Here is a 19,185-nt window from a genome sequence, read left to right on the forward strand (position 1 = left end):
CGCCTAGTGCGAGGTTTTTTCGAATCTGAAGTAATGAAAGTTTTAGGGGTGTAGCTCCAATTGGCAGAGCAGCGGATTCCAAATCCGCGTGTTGGGAGTTCGAATCTCTCCACCCCTGCCATATTTAAAGCTCCAGCAGAAATGCTGGAGCTTTTTTGTATCTGTCACTTTTTCAAAGTGACGTTGAGGACCGGAGTGTCAGCCAAGTCGACTATATTGATCCCCATCGAAGCAGAAATCCTAGAGTCTTTTTGATTTATATTTGTTCGATTTTTAATTGATAATTACCTACCTTGAATAGAATATTGTCTTAGAAATGTAAGTGCTTACTTATCTCAGTCTCTTTTATAAGCAATTAACAACACAATCCACACTTCTTTATGAGAATTATTCTCAATATTTTGTTACATTTTGGTCGTTATTACTAAAAGGCAACAAATATGGGTATCTCCCGTCGTAAGTTTATTCAATCATCTCTCGCTATATCTGCACTCACTGTACTGCCCGCTTGCTCAATGAAACGGTCGGTTGATGAACAAGGAAAGTATGTTTATGACTTAACGGCAGAACCTTCAACCGCTGAACTCGTGACGGGGTTTGAGACTGATATTCTAGGCTTTAATGGTCAGATTCCAGCACCAACGATTCGATGTCGACAAGGTGAAAAGGTAACGATCCGTTTTACCAACAAGCTATCAGAACCGACAACTATTCATTGGCATGGTTTAAGGATTCCTATCGAAATGGATGGGGTTCCCTTCTTGAGCCAACCACCGATCATGCCAGGTGAAACATTCATTTATGAATTTACGCCACCAGATGCTGGCACGTTTTGGTATCACCCACATATGAACAGCGTTAAGCAGCTTGGTATGGGCTTGGTTGGTCTAATTATCGTTGAGGAGAGCATTCCAGTGCCGTTTGATGAAGAGCACGCACTGATGCTTAAACATTGGCATATAGATAAGAAAGGCCAATGGAAAGATCTAATGATCCCACGACTCAGTGCTCGTATGGGTACGCCAGGAGAGTGGAGTAGCGTTAATGGAATACATGAGCCTGTCTATGAGTTAAAACAACATGCAACAACCAGGCTACGTATCGCTAATGTCGACAATACGATCACTTACCCTATAGCTGTCGAAGGGGCTGAGGCATGGGTGATTGCCATTGATGGTAACCCTGTAAAAACACCTTATAAGCTGACGCAACATAAAATTGGTCCAGGGATGCGAGTGGATATTGGACTGATAGCACCCAAAGCCGGTGGGCGAGTTAGCGTCCTTCAAATGAAAGGACGCTTTCCTTTCTCTTTGTGTGAGTTCGAGGTTGTAGATTCAACCCTTGTTGAGAATCGCTCTCTGCCTTCTTTACCCCTTAATCCTGTGCCCAATTTAGATTTGGCTAATGCAGAAGAAATCGACTTTTTATTTGAATGGGAAGGGGCGGTTTCTCCAGTATCTAAAGATGGAAAATCTATGCCTAAGTTTTGGCTAACTAATAAACGAGCATGGGAGGGGATGAGCAAAGATAATATCCCTGAACCGTTGGCGACTTTAGAGCTGGGAAAAACCTATATATTCGATCTTAAGAACGTCACTCAATATCATCACCCGATTCACATTCACGGCCATACATTCACTGTATTGGAACTTGATGGGAAGAAAGTTGAAGAACCTTTCCATACTGATACAGTGTTACTTGGAAAAAATGGCCGAGCTAAAGCTGCATTTGTAGCCGACAACCCTGGCCGCTGGATGTATCATTGTCATGTTATAGAACACATGAAAACGGGTTTGATGGGATATATTGAAGTTAAGTGACACCTGTAACGTTTAATATTTGCGCATGCATTCTTAGTTTCTACCCTCGCTTTTATCGGCGTTAAAGCTAGAATATAGGGATTATTGTTTGGGAGGATTCATGGGTCAGTTATCTATTCTAGGTTTTATCGCCATCGGTGGCGCGTTTGGTGCTTGTTCACGTTACTTGATTTCAGAGTTATGCGTTGTGATGTTAGGGCGTGGTTTTCCTTACGGTACGCTGACTGTTAACGTAATTGGCTCTTCGATTATGGGATTGCTCATCGCCGCGTTTGAAAATGAGATGGTTGCGACGGAGCCGTGGAGACAAATTATCGGTCTTGGTTTCCTTGGAGCCCTGACGACATTTTCTACGTTTTCGATGGATAACGTGCTTCTTATGCAGCAGGGTGCGTTCTTCAAGATGGGGCTCAATGTACTGCTCAATGTGGTTCTCAGTATTTCAGCCGCATGGTTCGGCTTCCAACTTCTGATAAAGTCTTAAAACTTTCTTACGATTTGTTAACAACTCGGCTTGGTTTATCCAAGCCGTTTTTATATACTCGATCGTACTTGTCGGAGTGCCATATGGCTGAGACCGTTAACTCGGGATCCGTTGAACCTGATCAGGCTAATACCTGCGAAGGGAACAAGAGTAGATATCTAACTAGAATCCTTCTAGAGATCTATCTCCAGATCACAACTGCATTTTCTTGCTGTGATCCCTCTTGTAGCATCTAATCCGTCAAGCATTTTTATCCCAATAAATAATGGCTAAAAGCCAAGGAAAAATGCTATGTCGAGTCGTAAACAAGCAAGACTGGAAGCGAAGAATTTCATTGATTCTTTATCCGTACAACCCTATCCAAATTCAAAAAAAGCTTACATCCAAGGATCTCGAGAAGATATCCAAGTCCCTGTCCGAGAAATATCACTCGCAGATAGCCTTGTCGGTGGCACCAAAAAAGAGCCTGTATTCGAATCTAATGAGCCTATTCATGTCTACGATACCTCCGGTGTTTATACCGATCCTACGCATGAAATAGACATTTATAGCGGCCTTCCTAAGTTGCGAGAGCAATGGATTGAAGAGCGTGGCGATACGGAATTGCTCGATGATGTAAGCTCTGTTTACACCAAAGAACGTTTAGAAGATGAAACCCTAGACGACCTTCGTTACGGAAACCTGCCTAGAATTCGTCGTGCTACTGGCGACCAATGTGTAACTCAACTGCATTATGCTCGTCAGGGTATTATCACTCCTGAGATGGAGTATATTGCGATACGCGAGAACATGGGGCGTCAGAAGTTTGCTGACGAACAACTTAATCACCAACACCCTGGCCATAACTTTGGCGCCAACCTACCTAAAGAAATTACCCCTGAGTTCGTGCGTAAAGAGGTCGCTGAAGGCCGAGCTATCATCCCTTCGAACATCAACCACCCAGAATCAGAACCTATGATTATTGGCCGCAACTTCTTAGTGAAAGTGAACGCCAATATCGGTAACTCTTCAGTTAGCTCTTCGATTGAAGAAGAAGTTGAGAAGCTAGTATGGTCGACTCGCTGGGGCGGCGATACCGTAATGGACCTTTCCACTGGCCGTAATATCCACGAGACTCGTGAATGGATCCTACGTAATAGCCCGGTGCCGATTGGTACGGTTCCTATGTATCAGGCGCTTGAGAAAGTGAATGGCGTAGCCGAAGACCTTAACTGGGAAGTGATGCGCGATACCTTGATTGAACAAGCGGAGCAGGGCGTTGATTACTTCACTATCCATGCTGGTTTGCTTCTTCGTTATGTTCCTATGACGGCTAAGCGTGTGACAGGTATTGTTTCTCGTGGTGGCTCTATTATCGCGAAATGGTGTCTTGCACATCACCAAGAAAGCTTCCTATACACACACTTCCGCGAGATCTGTGAGATCTGTGCGAAGTACGATGTGGCTTTGTCACTAGGTGACGGCCTACGTCCTGGCTCTATTGCAGATGCCAATGATGAGGCTCAGTTCTCGGAGTTACGTACTCTAGGTGAGTTAACTAAAGTGGCTTGGGAATACGATGTACAGGTGATCATTGAAGGTCCTGGACATGTACCTATGCATCTTATTAAAGAGAACATGGATGAGCAGTTAGAGCACTGCCATGAAGCACCTTTCTATACGTTAGGCCCGCTGACCACTGATATTGCACCGGGTTATGACCACATTACCTCTGGTATTGGCGCGGCGATGATTGGTTGGTACGGCTGTGCGATGCTTTGTTATGTAACACCTAAAGAGCATTTGGGCTTACCAAATAAAGAAGATGTGAAGACTGGCTTGATTACTTACAAGCTGGCAGCACATGCATCAGACTTGGCAAAAGGGCATCCGGGCGCACAAATCCGAGATAATGCATTATCTAAAGCTCGTTTTGAATTCCGTTGGGAAGACCAATTTAATCTAGCTTTAGATCCAGAAACAGCCCGTTCTTTCCACGATGAAACCCTGCCACAAGAATCGGGCAAGGTTGCTCACTTCTGCTCTATGTGTGGACCTAAATTCTGTTCAATGAAGATCTCTCAAGAAGTTCGAGAGTACGCGAAAGACACTGAACAAGTGGCTGCTGATCAGGCTATCGAGATTAAGATGCTTGATAATCCGTTGGAAGGGATGCGTCAGAAATCACAAGAGTTCCGTGATACTGGCTCTGAACTTTATCACCCAGCAGTAGGCGCAAAAGAAGCTCAATTAGAGGAATAATGACAGTGAAGATTCTTATCCCATCTCAAAATATTGAGCTAACGGGAGAGGTGCAAAGCTGTCTATTGGTTGCTAAGCGACAAGGCTTGGCAACCGATGCAGTTGAGTTGGGTGTAAGCCCAACTCAATGCTTCTCTATCGTTGATGCTCAGCAAGCGTTATCTATTGGTTTTGCTCATGATGTTGATTCATTGGCGGAGTGTCGCTCAAGTGAGCTTGATCATATCGTTTATTACAGTCATTCAGTGGCGCTAGCTGGTGTCCGCGATGCCTTGGCACAAACTCCGAATACCATCTATATCGGTGTCTTAGATGACTCAGCTGCATTGGATATCTGGTCACAGCTAGATTCTAATCGTGCTATCAAGAGTGAAACTCCAGCTCATCAGGAGTTAGATAGTCGTGGCCACTTTGCTTGGTTACTTACTTTGTTGGCGTTGGAATTCCCATTAGAAGATGCACTGGTTTTAGCTCGCGCAGCATCTAGTGTTTCACGTGGAACATGGCCAGCAAACTATCAAAACTTTCCTATTCCCGTTCTCGAAGATGAGCGACTGGATATTAGTGTTGGTTGGGCGCACCAAGGAACATCACTGTCGTTCCCGGAATTGAGTAAGAGTAGCCTAGGACTATACCCAGTGGTTGATGATGTTGAGTGGATCGAAAGGCTGCTCAAGCTTGGAATTAACACAGTTCAACTGCGTATTAAGAACCCACAGCAAGCAGATTTAGAACAACAAATCGCGCGATCTATCGAACTCGGTAGAGAGCACAACGCTCAGGTTTTTATCAATGACTATTGGCAATTGGCACTTAAGCATGATGCTTTTGGTGTTCATTTGGGGCAAGAGGACATCGAAGAATCCAACCTATCTCAACTGAGCCAAGCTGGTATTAAGATCGGTCTATCGACTCATGGTTATTACGAGTTGCTACGCATTGTGCAAATCAACCCAAGCTATATTGCGCTGGGGCATATATTCCCAACCACCACTAAACAGATGCCATCGAAGCCTCAAGGACTTGTGCGTTTATCTCTCTATCAGCAGCTGATTGATACTATCCCATACACAGAAGAACTCACCGGTTATCCGACAGTTGCGATTGGTGGAATTGACCAGTCGACGGCCGCACAGGTGTGGAGTTGTGGGGTATCGAGCCTTGCTGTTGTACGTGCGATTACGTTAGCCGAAGACCCAAAACAAGTGATTGAGTTCTTCGAAGCATTAATGGCTGACCGTTCTTCAGGTGCTGCTAAAGAGGTAACTCAGGAGCTAAGTCATGCTGAATGATTTCGAATTCATTCGTTATCAACGACAACTCGCACTTCCTGAAGTGGGTGAGCAAGGGCAACGCAATCTATTAGATAGCCATGTATTGGTCATCGGTTGTGGTGGCTTAGGCAATGCTGCGGCTCTCTATCTTGCGGCTTCCGGTATCGGGAAAATCGTATTAGTTGATGATGATTGTGTGGATTCGTCTAACCTTCAACGACAAGTTGCGTTCAAGGAAAGCCAGTTAGGTTCGCCTAAGGTCGAAGCTCTGAAGCAAAAACTGACTGAGCTTAATGGTCGAAACCAAGTGAGAACCATCAATAGGCGAATGACTCAGAGCCAGCTTGAGCTTGAGGTGATGCTCGCTGATTTGGTGTTGGATTGTACTGACAACTTTGAGTCACGTCAGCAGGTTAACCAAGCATGTTTTGGTAGCAAGACACCTTTGGTTTCTGGTTCTGCGATCGGATGGAAAGGTCAGTTTATTGTCTTTGATTATCAGATGCAGAAAGGGTGCTATCACTGTTTGTTCCCGTTCAGTCATCATCCACAAACGACACGTTGTAGCGATAGCGGCATCATCGGCCCAGTTGTTGGCACCATAGGCAACCTCCAAGCACTGGCAGCGATTCAACGTATTAGCACTGGCGAGTTCCAGGTTGCAACACATCAGCTCAAACTGTTTGATGGTCAGACGATGAACTGGCAAAACTTAAGTGTCACTCAAGATAGTGAATGCCCCGTTTGCTGCACATCTACAGTTAACTATTTAGAAGAAGAAACCCAATGAGCAACATAACGATCTCTATCAATGAGCAACCAGAACAGGTTGCACAATCGTCGTCTCTAGCGGATATCATCCAAGCGCTTTCATTACCCGATCTGGGCTGTGTCTTTGCTATCAATAATGCGGTTGTCCCGCGTAGTCAGTGGCAACAAACGGTTGTCAATGAAGGCGATGCTATTTCTCTTTTCCAAGCTATTGCAGGAGGCTAACTATGTTAACTATCGCAGATAAAACATTTCAATCACGACTTTTTACTGGAACGGGCAAGTTCGCGAATAAACATTTAATGGCGAGTGCTATCGAAGCTTCCTGTTCTCAACTGGCAACCATGGCGTTGAAGAGAGTTGATATTCGCTCTGAGCAAGATGATATTTTACAGCCCATCATTGATGCTGGCGTGAACTTGTTACCAAATACCTCCGGGGCGAAGAACGCGAAGGATGCCATCTTTGCTGCGCATTTGGCTCGCGAAGCGCTAGGCACAAACTGGCTCAAACTGGAAATTCACCCTGATCCAAAGTACTTGATGCCAGACCCAATTGAGACATTAAAAGCGGCTGAGCAACTGGTTAAAGATGGCTTTGTTGTGTTGCCTTACTGTCATGCTGACCCAGTGTTGTGTAAACGATTGGAAGAGGTGGGTTGTGCTGCGGTTATGCCGCTAGGTGCGCCGATTGGGTCGAACAAAGGTATCGCTTCGGCAGACTTCTTAGAGATCATTATCGACCAAGCGAACGTCCCTGTGATTGTTGACGCTGGTATTGGTGCGCCATCTCATGCTGCTCGTGCAATGGAAATGGGCGCGGATGCCGTGTTAGTTAATACTGCAATTGCGGCTTCTCAACAACCCGTTGATATGGCGATTGCTTTTAAACTGGCAGTTGAAGCTGGCCGTATGGCTTACCTTTCTGGTCTTGCTGGACAGGTGTCTCATGCGGTTGCTTCTAGTCCGCTAACTTCATTCCTAGACGAGTAGTGTCCTTATGACGTTTGTTGATCGATTTAAACAGCTCAACTGGGATGACATTGGTATGTCCATCTTCAGTAAAACGGCAGCGGATGTTGAGCGCGCTCTGAGTAAACCTAAACGCGACTTGGAAGACTTTAAGGCTCTTATCTCTCCGGCAGCAGAACCTTACTTAGAGCAGATGGCGCAACAATCGTTGGCACTCACACGCAAGCGATTCGGCAATACAATGTCGTTGTATATTCCATTGTACCTCTCAAACTTATGTGCGAATGCGTGCACGTATTGTGGTTTCTCAATGGAGAACCGCATTAAGCGTCGCACACTTACTTTAGATGAAATCGATGCTGAAAGTGCCGCTATCAAAAAGATGAAGTTTGATAGTGTATTGTTGGTGACTGGTGAACATGAAACCAAGGTCGGGATGAAGTACTTCCGTGAAGTGCTACCGAATATTAAGGCACAATTTAACTATCTTGCGATGGAAGTGCAGCCGCTTGATCAAGATGACTACGCAGAGCTTAAAACTCTCGGCTTAGATGCGGTGATGGTTTACCAAGAAACGTATAGCCCAAGTACCTACGCGGAACACCACTTGCGTGGCAATAAAATGGATTTTGAATACCGGCTCGAAACGCCCGATCGTTTGGCAAAAGCGGGTATTGATAAGATAGGTATTGGCGCTTTGATTGGCTTGGAAGATTGGCGTACCGACTGTTTCTTCGTGGCCGCTCACTTAGACTATCTTGAGCGTACTTATTGGCAAACACGTTACTCGATTTCATTCCCACGTCTTCGTCCGTGTGAGGGTGGTTTGCAGCCTAAATCGATTATGAGTGATAAACAGTTGGTTCAACTTATCTGTGCGTATCGTTTATTAAACCCTGAGGTTGAATTGTCTCTCTCGACTCGTGAGTCTGCAGCTTTCCGTGACAATGTGTTGCCATTGGGAATCACCAGTATGTCGGCTGCGTCTAAAACCCAGCCTGGTGGTTATGCTTCTGATGAAGAAGAACTCGAGCAATTTGAAATAAGTGATGAGCGAAGTGCTGCCGATGTTGAGTCAATGATTCGTCAACGTGGTTTTGATCCTGTGTGGAGAGACTGGCACAGTGCTTACTCTGGTTAGCGAACACGCAGATTTATGTTCCACGTGAAACATCGACGAAGTTAAATCGACAAATAAAAACGGCTACCCTAAGGTGGCCGTTTTTCATTTCATTAAGTTTGAATTAGCTAAGCATTAAGCATGAGCAAGTGGAGTGGTTGATTGGCGTAACCATTCCAATGTATCACCTTCAACTAATGGGCTAACATCGTTCCATACTTTCTGGTGGTAATCATTAAGCCATGCAAGTTCAGGTCGTGTCAGTAAATCGACGTTGATGTTGCGCTTATCGATAGGGCAACGTGTTAGCGACTCAAACGTTAGTACTGAGAAGTCACCTTGAGTTGGCAGCTCAACCACCAGTTCTAGGTTTTCGATACGGATACCAAATTCATCTGCACGGTAGTAACCCGGCTCGTTTGATAACACCATGCCTTCAACAAGAGGTACATCGATTAGCTTCTTAGAGATGCTTTGCGGACCTTCATGAACACTTAGGAAATGACCAACACCGTGACCAGTACCGTGGTCGTAGTCGAAGCCTTCTGCCCATAAGTGTTGGCGAGCTAGAATATCAAGTTGGAAACCACGAGTACCCTGTGGGAAACGTGCACGCGCGATACCGATGTGACCTTTAAGCGCTAACGTGAACTGCTGGATCATTTCGTCGCTTGGCTGGCCAATCGCGATAGTTCGAGTGATGTCGGTTGTACCATCTAGGTACTGACCGCCTGAATCGACTAGGTAAAGAGTATTCATCTCTAACTGACCTGGTTCAGGTTGGTTCTCGTGGTTGTAGTGACACATTGCTGCGTTGCCGCCTGCTGCTGAAATCGTGTCAAAACTTAGGTCCATCAGCGTTGGGTCTTGTTCGCGGAATGATTGAACTTTGTCTGCTAGCACAGCTTCATTGTGCAGATTACCTTGCGTGACTTCTGCATCAATCCAAGATAGGAACTTCGCCATCGCAACACCATCACGAATGTGACACGCTTTCATGCCGGCAATTTCAGTTTCATTCTTTGCTGCTTTTGGCATTAGGCATGGGTCTGCTGCTTCAATGATATGAGCACCAGAGTTTTGTAGAACCAGCGTGTACCAAGCGTTACTGGTACCTGAATCGACAGATACATTTTTGCCTTCCAAAGATTGAAGGCGTGCTTCAAGCTCTGATGGGTGAGATACGCGAATACCATTGCCAACGTGTGCTTCAAAGCCCGTAGGAATACGAGCTGGGTCTAGGAAGAAGTCGACGCTTTCATCGGCGTGGATGATCGCATTGGATAACACAACAGGTAGGCGAGATACGTCCAAGCCGCGAATGTTAAGCAACCAACAGATCGAATCGAGTTCCGTAAGGATAGCGGCATCAGCACCTTTGGCTTTTAGTAAGCCAGCAATCTCCGCACGTTTGCTTTCACTTGATTGGCCTACTGCGTCTGTTGCCATTAAGCGAACATCAGATACCACCTGCTCAGGACGATCAGACCAAAGCTCATCAATTGGATTCGAAGATAGTGTTGTTAGTTCAACTTTCTCTGCCAGTTTAGCTTGAGCGCCTTTCAACCAAGCAGCAGTGTGCATGCGTGGGTCGAATGCAACCTTGCTGCCTTGTGCTAGAGAACTGGTGATCCAATCTAAAGCCGGCTCTTCAATAAGGTGGCGATACTCAAATAACTCTGCTGGTACCTGCTTACGAACCTGAACCGTGTAGCGACCATCAACAAAAATAGCAGCGTTCTCACGAGTGATAACTGCCGCACCAGCAGAGCCAGTGAAACCTGTTAACCAGTGAAGTCGCTCGTTATGAGCAGGAACGTATTCACCTAGATATTCGTCTTCATGTGGAATGATAACGGCATCTAGGTTGTTTGTTTCAAGCCAAGCTCGAACCGCAGCAACGCGTTCAGCAGTGATATTGTGCATCTGTGTTTATCCTTATTGTTAGGGTCCTTGTTAACACTCACAGTCGATATACATGCGAGGGGACTTATTAGGTCAATAAGCTAGCGCTTTTGTTCGTTTGCTGCAAACGCTGTACGCCATTTTTACCTAAGGTGCAGAGTTTTTTCTTTGATGATATCTCGTAGCCAAGTTAACGCTGGGTCATTTTCTCTGTCACGGTGCCAAAACAGAGTGTATGCCATCGGTGGGAATTCCATCGGTAAAGGGACAACCACTAAGTCGAGTTGCTTGGCGACGAGGTAAGTAAAGTGGCTTGGTGCAGTAAATACAAAGTCGGTGTAGGTACATAGGCTTGCGGCGCTATTGAAGTCTGGAACAGAAATAGCGATATCACGTTGGTGACCAAGGTCGGCAAGCTTATAGTCGAGCAGCCAACGATCGTTACCATCACATCTTACTTGTACATGACGCTGTGCAAGGTAGGTTTCCAGATCCCATTTGCCATTCAGAGCGGGGTGGTTGCGTCTTAGCACACACATCTGCGCGTCACGGTAGATCTCTTGCTCGCAAATATCATCTGGCGGCAGCATAGTTAAACGTGCGTCGTTGATGTCGATGTCTTTACCTGTGAGTCCGATATCGAGCTCACCGAGCTGCAGCTTCTTAAAGGTTTGCTCCGTCCAAGCGTGGGTGTTGATATTCACCTTAGGGGCTTGTCGAAATATCGCTGGTAAAAAGTGGGGAAGAATAAGTGGGTAAACGCTCTCAACAGCCGCAATGTGAAAACTGTGGTCACTGTTGTTGGGAATGAAGGTCTCTGGTTGGGTGAGCACATCAAGTTGGTTGATCAGCGTTTCTAATCGAGGTTTGAGAAAGACCGCCTTTGGTGTTGGTCGCAGACCATGAGCACTTCGCGTGAAAAGGGGATCATTAAATTGCTCACGAAGTTTGGCCAATGACTTACTAACCGCTGACTGGCTTAGGCACAATCGGTGGGCGGTGCGAGTCACACTTAGCTCTTCCATCAGCACCTGCAAGCAAACTAATAGATTGAGGTCGAGGCGCGATAGTTTCTCAATATTCATATGAGTTTCCTATTTGGAATAATGCTAATGAGTATATGCCATTTTTGTTCATATCTTTAGTTGGTTATTATGCACCTAAATTAACTCATTCGGAGAATCTTGTGCCTTCTAACGCGCTTCCAACCCCTAGTAAACTGCAGGTTGCTTTATTGGCAATGTTGGTTTTATTTAGCCCTCTGGCTATTGATATCTACCTACCAGCTCTGCCACAAATATCGACAGCGTTTCACGTGGAACATGCACTAGCACAAGATACGATTACCTGGTTTTTATTCGCCATGGGTGTCGGGCAATTATTTGCTGGCCCTTTGGCTGATAAGCTAGGACGTCGAACCGTTGCATTGGGAGGTGTTAGTATCTATGCATTGAGTGCTTGCTTGGCGTGGGCAGCTCAATCGATTGATATGATGCTAATGGCTCGGCTGCTACAAGGCTTAGGAGCTTGTGCGACTTCTGTAGCAGCCTTTGCAACGGTTCGCGATCTATTTGGCCCGGAGAAGAGTGGCCGTATGATCAGCTACCTTAATGGTGCAATCTGTTTTATTCCTGCTTTGGCACCCATTCTTGGCGCTTGGTTAACACATCAATTTGGTTGGCGCTCGAACTTTAGCTTTATGGCAGGCTTTGCTGTCGTTGTTGGCACTATCTTATTCTTCCAAATGAAAGAGTCTAACCCTGCGACAGAAAAGGTTGCGGTATTCAAGCTTGAGCGATACTGGTCAGTATTGAAAACACCATCATTCCTTTTCCACGCAACCTTGTGTCTGATGGCGATGGCGGTTATTCTCGCTTATGTAACCTCTGCACCAGTTGTGTTGATGGAAAACCTAGGCCTGACCATGAAAGAGTTTACTTTCTGGTTTGGTGTTAATGCGGCCATCAACATTGCAGCTGCGTTTACTGCACCTAAATTTATGGACCGTTTTGGTACCTATAAAGCACTGGTGGTTGGTATCTCGACGCTGGGCTTAGCGGGTGTGATTATGTTGGTGCTTGCTGAGCACGCTACTCCAATCGCGTTCATGCTACCGATCTTCTTATCGTCAGTTGGCTTTGCTTGGATTCTTGGTGCTGCGGCAGGTAAAGCTCTAGAACCTTTCGGTGACCGTGCGGGTACAGCTGCTGCGCTGCTTGGCTTGTTCCAAATGAGCGGTTCAGGGCTTCTTGTGGGTACCATGCAACGTCTTGACTTAACGTCGCAAGTGATGATTGCTCTGCAAATGTTCCTGATTGTTCCTGCGTTATTAGTGCTTGCGAGCAAAGCGGGTAAGTCTTGGCACACGACGTTTGCTAAGGCATAAGTTACAAGGGTGACAAAATATACAAATGGCGGTTTTCGAAACGTTAAAACATGGTATATTTGTCACTCATTGAAACGTTAGTCCCCAACGGAAAATACTGTAATGTCATTAACAACCTACGAAATGGCGCGCGTCTTAGAACAAATGGAAGATGCACCTGAAAAGGTCATGTTTGGTAAACTGCTTAAAGAGCTAGGCAACCAAAGTGAAGAGCGTATTCGCAGTGCGGCAAAACAAGTTCCAATCGATACTTTGCGAGATATCATTTACCAATTTCAGCGTGTGGTAGAGTCTCGTAAGGGTGAGCAGGTTCAGCTATTGGCAAAAGAACTTGCAGAGCAAGGCATCTCTGCTGAAGAGCTACAAGCTTTTCTAAATAAGTAAGCTTATCCCAGTTAAAAAAGAAACCACTCAATTGAGTGGTTTCTTGCGTTTGGGCTGTAGCATTTAGCTTTAGCAGTTCAAAAGAGGTGAAAACTTATTTTAATTCCTGAACTGCGCTTTCAAAACTCTATCAAGTGAGAATGGTCCTGCGCCCCACACGACAACGATAAGAATCATTAACCCCCAAAGCTGATGATCGTAGAAGCCTTGATCCCACAATACAGGGTAAGACACGACAGCAATGATATTGAAAACGAACAACACCGCAGCCATAGGTCGTGTTAATAAACCGAGCGCTAAAAACATCGGTAGAATTAACTCAGCGGCAGTGCCCATGTAAGCAGCCAATTCCCAAGGTAGCAGTGGCACTTGGTATTCCAATTCAAACAAGTAAAGCGTGCTATCCCAAGTAGCTATCTTGGTGAGTCCAGAATTAAAGAATACCCACGCCACCCAAAGGCGACAAAATAGTAGAAGCACTGGAACAAAAAGTGCCTGTGATTTCTCAATCAAACTGTCGTATTGAGCCATCATGTTCGTGACTGTGTTGTTATCCATGTTATGCCTCCAATTCGGCATTGATTGAAAAACCTGAGATGACGTTTAGCGCCATAACAGTATTCAGATGTTGTAGTAATAAAGGATCGATTGCTGAGAGTGTTCGACCTGATTGCAATTCAGTGAGGAGTTGGTGGCTCTCTTCACTCAAACTATGGCTCTCAACCTGTGAATTCTCAGCTCGGATTAACACCCCAAATTCAGCTTGGTTGATGTCTAGCCCATCAAGTTGCTGCTGATAGATGGCGTGTTCAAGCGCGATAATCGTGTAACTAGAATGAATCAGTGTTATTGAATCTTTGAGATGAAAGACTAAAGCGCCTTGTTGCTCTTGTGGTACATCTGCAAGGCAAGAAAGAGGTCTCTGGTCGACATGTGCTTGTGACGAAAACCTTACCAAGCTATCTTTCTGCCATTCATACAAAGCCACTTCACCGAGATAAGGTGCAGCCTCAATAACGGCAGGAAAGGCTTGGATAGTCTGTTCAAAGTGTTCACCGTAACCACTGACATCACCAGAGGTCGATGGATAATGTAAGACATGTTGACGAGCCATCTGTTGGAAGCACTCTTCACCAACCAACATTTCAGTGAGTGGGTAGGTTGCTGCCAGAACTTCGCTCAAGCTGATCACAAAGTTATTACGGTAAATCTGGATGCGTTGTTCATCGGTAAAATGGTCGCTCACTATGTCGCAGTACTCACCATTGTTTTGATAGCGTAGGGCGTTAGCAAACTCCAATTGAACCTCTGCTAGGGAGTGGCTCATGAGGCGCGACTCCTTTGGTTGAACTTGTCGTGTTGATACAAGATATCACTGGCTTTGGTTGCTTCAGCCAATAAAACTTGTGGCTCTGGGATATCGAGATCCCACTCAATCAAGGTATGGCGCAAACCATGTTGTGCAACCCAGTCAGTGTAGAGTTTCCACACTTCGTCACAGACAGGTTTACTGTGTGTGTCTATCCAGATCTCACCTTGTTCAAGCTTCTTTTTGGTAAAACCTGCCAAGTGAATCTCTTCAACTTTGTCTGCTGGTATTCCGTTTAAGTACTCTTCACAACTAAAGCCATGATTAAAAGATGAGACGAAAATATTATTGAAATCGAGCAGTAGGCGACACTCAGTACGCTTTTGTACCTCAGCCAAAAACTCCCACTCAGGAATAGTAGAATGCTTGAAGGATAGGTAGCTCGATGGGTTCTCAATCAACATCGGGCGTTGCAAGCTGTCTTGAACCTCGATGACATTACGACAGAAGACTTCCAATGCTTCTTCTGTGTAAGGCAGCGGTAGCAAGTCATTGAAGTAATGACCACCTGTCTGACTCCAACTGAGATGATCAGAAACCAAGAAGGGTTCGATATCATCAATGAGCTCTTTTAATTGCACAAGATGATGTTGATTGATGCGCTCAACAGAACCTAGCGACAACCCAACACCGTGACAACTGATGTTGTGTGCGTGACGAATTTCTCTGAGTTGTTGTCGTTGCGGTGATTGAGCTAAGAAGTAGTTCTCGCTGTGAACTTCTAACCAACTTACTAAGGCTGGATTTTGGCTAAAGAAGTCCAAGTGCGGTGTTCTAAGGCCAACCCCTGCGTAGGGGTGAAGAGTTTGAGTCACAACGATTCTCCTAACAAGAAGTGGAGGTGAGCTGAATGTCAGCTCACCATACTAAGCAGCTCAATTATGATGATTGAGTGTTACCACCTGATAATTTGCCACATAGCCCTTTAGGTACGACTACGAACGCATCGGATTGGTTGTCTTCTTTTGCTGTACCCGCACATGAGCTTGTTTTGGTTGCACAATCATTTTGGCCAGCTTTTGCCACGCCGTAGCATTTTTCTTTTGCTGCTGCTTCCGCAGGTGCTGATGTAAGAACTGCACCGCCGAACGCTAGTACACTTGTGATTGCAGCTGTAACAGCAAGATTAGAATTTTTCATAGTCATTCCCTCTAGGACTTAATAGTATTTTCATATCGCAGGTTAATGGATTGTTAACTTGCTTACTAAAAAGGATTGGAACAACCGGGAAATAATTTCACGGTATTATAAAAATTATCAATATTAATGATGTTTCATCTATTAAGTTATTGAATTAATGATGTTAATTTTTGATTGTTTTTTCTTCTTATTATCCTAAACGCAGCCTAGTGTTTAGGTTATAATCAGCTTTTATGTATAAATCCCCAGTAGTGAGCATATCCAATGATAGATCCTTCGCTTTTACTCGATGGCCTAAACGATAAACAACGTGAGGCGGTCGCGGCACCTTTAGAAAACCTACTTATTCTGGCAGGTGCAGGCAGTGGTAAAACGCGAGTGTTGGTGCATCGTATCGCTTGGCTGCAAAGTGTAGAGCAAGCATCACCGTTCTCTATTATGTCGGTTACCTTCACCAACAAAGCGGCAGCAGAGATGCGTGGTCGTATTGAAGAGTTGATGATGGGCAGCTCGTCAGGCATGTGGAACGGCACCTTCCACGGTATCTGTCATCGCATCCTTCGTGCTCACTACCTAGATGCAAAACTGCCAGAAGATTTCCAGATCATTGATTCTGATGATCAGATTCGTTTGCTACGCCGCTTAATCAAGGCGCAAAACCTTGATGAAAAGCAGTGGCCTGCTAAGCAAGCTTCTTGGTGGATCAATGGCAAGAAAGACGAGGGATTACGCCCAAGTCACATTGACGCCTACCATGATCCAATAACTCAAACGTGGTTAAAGATCTATTCTGCTTACCAAGAAGCATGTGACCGTGCTGGCTTGGTCGACTTTGCTGAAATCTTGTTGAGATCGCATGAGCTATTACGCGATAAGAAACACATCCGAGAGCACTACCAAGCACGCTTTAAGCATATCCTTGTCGACGAATTCCAAGATACCAACAACATCCAATATGCTTGGCTTCGCATGATGGCTGGCCCAGATTGTCGCGTGATGATCGTAGGCGATGATGACCAATCTATCTATGGCTGGCGTGGTGCGAAGATCGAAAATATTCAGAAGTTCTTGGATGAATTCCCAGGTGCTTCGACGGTTCGACTTGAACAAAACTACCGTTCAACCAAAACCATTCTGCAGGCGTCGAACGAGCTTATCTCGAACAACACCGAACGTATGGGTAAAGAGTTGTGGACAGATGGTAACGATGGCGAGCCAATCTCTGTGTACTCGGCTTATAACGAGCTAGATGAAGCGCGTTTCACGGTTAGCAAAATCAAAGAGTGGCAGGAGAAAGGCGGCGCGCTAGAAGATACGGCAATGCTTTATCGTAATAACGCCCAATCGCGTGTTCTTGAAGAAGCTTTGATCCAAGGTGGTCTACCTTACCGAATCTACGGCGGCATGCGATTCTTCGAGCGTCAAGAAATCAGAGACGCCTTGAGCTACATGCGCTTAATGAGCAACCGCAGTAATGATGCGGCGTTTGAACGTGTGGTTAATACGCCAACGCGTGGCTTGGGTGATAAAACGTTAGAAACGATTCGTCTTGCAGCGCGTGATCGTGGTGCAACCATGTGGGAAGCTAGTGTTGCTTTGATCGAAGAGCAAGTGCTACCCGGTCGTGCTGCGGGTGCATTGAGTCGCTTTATCGAGCTGATTAATGCGCTTGAAGATGACACGCTAGAACTTAGCCTGCATGAACAAACCGACCACGTGATTAAATCGTCGGGTCTGTTTGCTATGTACGAGCAAGAGAAGGGTGAGAAGTCGAAGGCACGTATCGAGAACTTGGAAGAATTGGTAACGGCAACGCGCCAGTTTGAAAAGCCGGAAGAAGCGGATGAGATGAGCATGCTGACGGCGTTCTTAACTCACGCAGCTTTGGAAGCGGGTGAAGGTCAGGCCGATGAGTTTGACGATGCGGTTCAGTTAATGACTTTGCACAGTGCTAAAGGCCTAGAGTTTCCAATGGTGTTCATGGTGGGTGTCGAAGAAGGCATGTTCCCAAGCCAGATGTCGGCCGAAGAAGCGGGGCGTTTAGAAGAAGAGCGTCGCCTGTGTTACGTAGGCATGACCCGTGCGATGGAGAAGCTTTACATCACTTATGCTGAGATGCGTCGTCTGTACGGTCAGGACAAATATCATAAGCCATCACGTTTTATTCGTGAGCTGCCAGAAACCTGTCTGGATGAAGTGCGTATGAAAGCGCAAGTCAGCCGCCCTGCAAGCAGTGGTCGCTTTAGCCAAACCGCTGTGAAAGAGAACTTCAATGAAACAGGCTTTAGCTTGGGCTCTCGCGTGAAGCACCCTAAGTTTGGTGAAGGCACCATCATCAACTTCGAAGGAAGTGGCCCACAAAGCCGAGTTCAAGTGGCGTTTAATGGTGAAGGGATTAAGTGGTTAGTGACGGCTTACGCGCGTTTAGAACAGCTTTAATCTGCTACTTTAATATCTAAAAAGCAGTTTGGTCTTTAAAAACCGTTCAGCATTCAAAAGTAATCCGCATTAAAAACAGAAAGAGCAGCCAATGGCTGCTCTTTTTTATTGCTCGAAACCAGTCTAAATAGGCAGGTTCCGAGCTTAAGGCATTCCTGCCTAGAAAGGAGACTTACAGTGCTGCAAGTGCCGCTTCGTAGTTTGGTTCTTCAGTGATCTCTGCAACCAACTCACTGTGTGTTACCACACCCTTTTCATCAACAACGACAACTGCACGTGTTGTTAGGCTTGCTAGTGGACCTTCAGCAATCGCTACGCCGTAGTCTGATGCGAATGTAGGAGAACGGAAAGTTGAAGCGTGTTGAACGCCTTCAATGCCTTCTAGTTCGCAGAAGCGACCTGCAGCAAATGGTAGGTCAGCAGAAATACAAACAACCACCGTGTTCTCAAGCTCTGCCGCTTTTGCGTTGAACGTACGTACGCTCGTTGCACAAGTTGCTGTGTCGATGCTTGGGAAGATGTTTAGAACCACTTTCTTGCCTGCAAGAGAAGCAAGAGTCAGTTCAGAAAGATCGCCTGCAGTTAGTGCAAAGCTTGGTGCTTGTTCGCCAGTTTGTGGGAATGTGCCAGTTAGCGGTACAGCAGCGCCTTTGAAGGTAACGTGTGACATGAATTTGTCCTTAGTTTACTTATGGTTATGAAACTAGTTGAGCCTAGTAAGACTTACGTTACTCGGAAGTGGTTAAGAAGTGAATTATTTAAATGTCAGAATTGTAATCAAAGGTCTTTGATTTATTTGTTTTAGGGGAAGAAAAAGCGGGACGACAGATAAAGAAAAACCCCGAGAGCTTGCGCTCATCGGGGTCTATAGTCTTACT

At 45.6% G+C, this 19,185-nt stretch carries 18 protein-coding genes, 1 tRNA gene and 1 riboswitch; of the genes, 12 read left to right on the top strand and 7 right to left on the bottom strand.

Features of this window, described 5'->3' with window-relative positions; translation table 11 throughout:
- Nucleotides 1–44: 44 nt before the first annotated feature.
- The 9 genes from AB4384_RS04800 (at nucleotide 45) to thiH (ending at nucleotide 8,705) form a co-directional block, all read left to right on the top strand.
- Nucleotides 45–121: transfer RNA gene (locus AB4384_RS04800), tRNA-Trp, on the top strand.
- Nucleotides 122–440: 319 nt separating this feature from the next.
- On the top strand, nucleotides 441–1,823 hold the full coding sequence (locus AB4384_RS04805) for a multicopper oxidase family protein (protein ID WP_102321143.1): 1,383 nt from the start codon (nucleotides 441–443) through the stop codon (nucleotides 1,821–1,823).
- A gap of 100 nt (nucleotides 1,824–1,923) precedes the next feature.
- The gene (gene crcB / locus AB4384_RS04810; protein ID WP_372128985.1) at nucleotides 1,924–2,307 is read left to right on the top strand and encodes a fluoride efflux transporter CrcB; all 384 of its coding nucleotides are present in this window, start codon (nucleotides 1,924–1,926) and stop codon (nucleotides 2,305–2,307) included.
- Nucleotides 2,308–2,369: 62 nt separating this feature from the next.
- A riboswitch (TPP riboswitch) is annotated at nucleotides 2,370–2,468 on the top strand.
- Between the two features lie 130 nt (nucleotides 2,469–2,598).
- On the top strand, nucleotides 2,599–4,548 hold the full coding sequence (gene thiC, locus AB4384_RS04815) for a phosphomethylpyrimidine synthase ThiC (protein ID WP_372128986.1): 1,950 nt from the start codon (nucleotides 2,599–2,601) through the stop codon (nucleotides 4,546–4,548).
- Nucleotides 4,548–5,840 carry a thiamine phosphate synthase gene (locus AB4384_RS04820; protein ID WP_017061314.1) on the top strand — a complete coding sequence of 431 codons (1,293 nt, stop codon included), beginning with the start codon at nucleotides 4,548–4,550 and terminating at the stop codon, nucleotides 5,838–5,840. Before thiC ends, AB4384_RS04820 begins: the two co-directional genes overlap by 1 nt.
- Nucleotides 5,830–6,612, top strand: a complete 783-nt coding sequence (locus AB4384_RS04825; protein ID WP_017062994.1) for a HesA/MoeB/ThiF family protein — start codon at nucleotides 5,830–5,832, stop codon at nucleotides 6,610–6,612. Before AB4384_RS04820 ends, AB4384_RS04825 begins: the two co-directional genes overlap by 11 nt.
- Nucleotides 6,609–6,818, top strand: coding sequence for a sulfur carrier protein ThiS (gene thiS / locus AB4384_RS04830; protein ID WP_048610390.1), 210 nt, complete (start codon nucleotides 6,609–6,611; stop codon nucleotides 6,816–6,818). Before AB4384_RS04825 ends, thiS begins: the two co-directional genes overlap by 4 nt.
- A gap of 2 nt (nucleotides 6,819–6,820) precedes the next feature.
- On the top strand, nucleotides 6,821–7,585 hold the full coding sequence (locus AB4384_RS04835) for a thiazole synthase (RefSeq protein WP_102321141.1): 765 nt from the start codon (nucleotides 6,821–6,823) through the stop codon (nucleotides 7,583–7,585).
- Nucleotides 7,586–7,592: 7 nt separating this feature from the next.
- Complete coding sequence (thiH, locus tag AB4384_RS04840; protein ID WP_017061318.1) at nucleotides 7,593–8,705, top strand: 2-iminoacetate synthase ThiH; 1,113 nt, start codon at nucleotides 7,593–7,595, stop codon at nucleotides 8,703–8,705.
- Between the two features lie 114 nt (nucleotides 8,706–8,819).
- On the opposite strand, the gene AB4384_RS04845 is transcribed toward thiH, so the two are convergent.
- Both AB4384_RS04845 and AB4384_RS04850 read right to left on the bottom strand, forming a co-directional pair.
- A complete protein-coding gene (locus tag AB4384_RS04845; protein WP_372128987.1) occupies nucleotides 8,820–10,610 on the bottom strand; it encodes an aminopeptidase P family protein in 1,791 nt (596 codons plus the stop codon).
- 122 nt (nucleotides 10,611–10,732) lie between these two features.
- Nucleotides 10,733–11,674, bottom strand: coding sequence for a LysR substrate-binding domain-containing protein (locus AB4384_RS04850; protein WP_017061320.1), 942 nt, complete (start codon nucleotides 11,672–11,674; stop codon nucleotides 10,733–10,735).
- A 101-nt stretch (nucleotides 11,675–11,775) separates the two neighbouring features.
- Between AB4384_RS04850 and AB4384_RS04855 the strand changes: the two genes are divergently transcribed.
- The gene (locus tag AB4384_RS04855; RefSeq protein ID WP_029235524.1) at nucleotides 11,776–12,975 is read left to right on the top strand and encodes a multidrug effflux MFS transporter; all 1,200 of its coding nucleotides are present in this window, start codon (nucleotides 11,776–11,778) and stop codon (nucleotides 12,973–12,975) included.
- Nucleotides 12,976–13,077: 102 nt separating this feature from the next.
- On the top strand, nucleotides 13,078–13,359 hold the full coding sequence (locus AB4384_RS04860; protein WP_009848181.1) for a hypothetical protein: 282 nt from the start codon (nucleotides 13,078–13,080) through the stop codon (nucleotides 13,357–13,359).
- A gap of 99 nt (nucleotides 13,360–13,458) precedes the next feature.
- Here AB4384_RS04860 and AB4384_RS04865 read toward each other — a convergent pair whose 3' ends face one another.
- The 4 genes from AB4384_RS04865 to AB4384_RS04880 all read right to left on the bottom strand — a co-directional run bounded on the left by AB4384_RS04865 (nucleotide 13,459) and on the right by AB4384_RS04880 (nucleotide 15,868).
- A complete protein-coding gene (locus AB4384_RS04865; RefSeq protein WP_017061322.1) occupies nucleotides 13,459–13,917 on the bottom strand; it encodes a DoxX family protein in 459 nt (152 codons plus the stop codon).
- A 1-nt stretch (nucleotide 13,918) separates the two neighbouring features.
- Nucleotides 13,919–14,686, bottom strand: a complete 768-nt coding sequence (locus tag AB4384_RS04870) for a DNA-binding domain-containing protein (protein WP_017061323.1) — start codon at nucleotides 14,684–14,686, stop codon at nucleotides 13,919–13,921.
- Nucleotides 14,683–15,543 (bottom strand): DUF692 domain-containing protein, encoded by an 861-nt coding sequence (locus AB4384_RS04875; RefSeq protein ID WP_017061324.1) that lies wholly within the window; start codon nucleotides 15,541–15,543, stop codon nucleotides 14,683–14,685. Before AB4384_RS04875 ends, AB4384_RS04870 begins: the two co-directional genes overlap by 4 nt.
- Nucleotides 15,544–15,607: 64 nt before the next feature.
- Nucleotides 15,608–15,868, bottom strand: coding sequence for a DUF2282 domain-containing protein (locus tag AB4384_RS04880; RefSeq protein WP_004736650.1), 261 nt, complete (start codon nucleotides 15,866–15,868; stop codon nucleotides 15,608–15,610).
- A gap of 264 nt (nucleotides 15,869–16,132) precedes the next feature.
- Between AB4384_RS04880 and uvrD the strand changes: the two genes are divergently transcribed.
- On the top strand, nucleotides 16,133–18,307 hold the full coding sequence (gene uvrD, locus AB4384_RS04885; protein WP_017061325.1) for a DNA helicase II: 2,175 nt from the start codon (nucleotides 16,133–16,135) through the stop codon (nucleotides 18,305–18,307).
- Between the two features lie 172 nt (nucleotides 18,308–18,479).
- Here the strand turns inward: uvrD and tpx are convergent, their stop codons facing one another.
- Nucleotides 18,480–18,977 (bottom strand): thiol peroxidase, encoded by a 498-nt coding sequence (tpx, locus tag AB4384_RS04890; protein WP_017065742.1) that lies wholly within the window; start codon nucleotides 18,975–18,977, stop codon nucleotides 18,480–18,482.
- Nucleotides 18,978–19,185 lie beyond the last annotated feature (208 nt).

Origin of the sequence: Vibrio sp. 10N.261.51.A4, assembly GCF_041471945.1 — a bacterium.
GTDB lineage: Bacteria > Pseudomonadota > Gammaproteobacteria > Enterobacterales > Vibrionaceae > Vibrio > Vibrio crassostreae_C.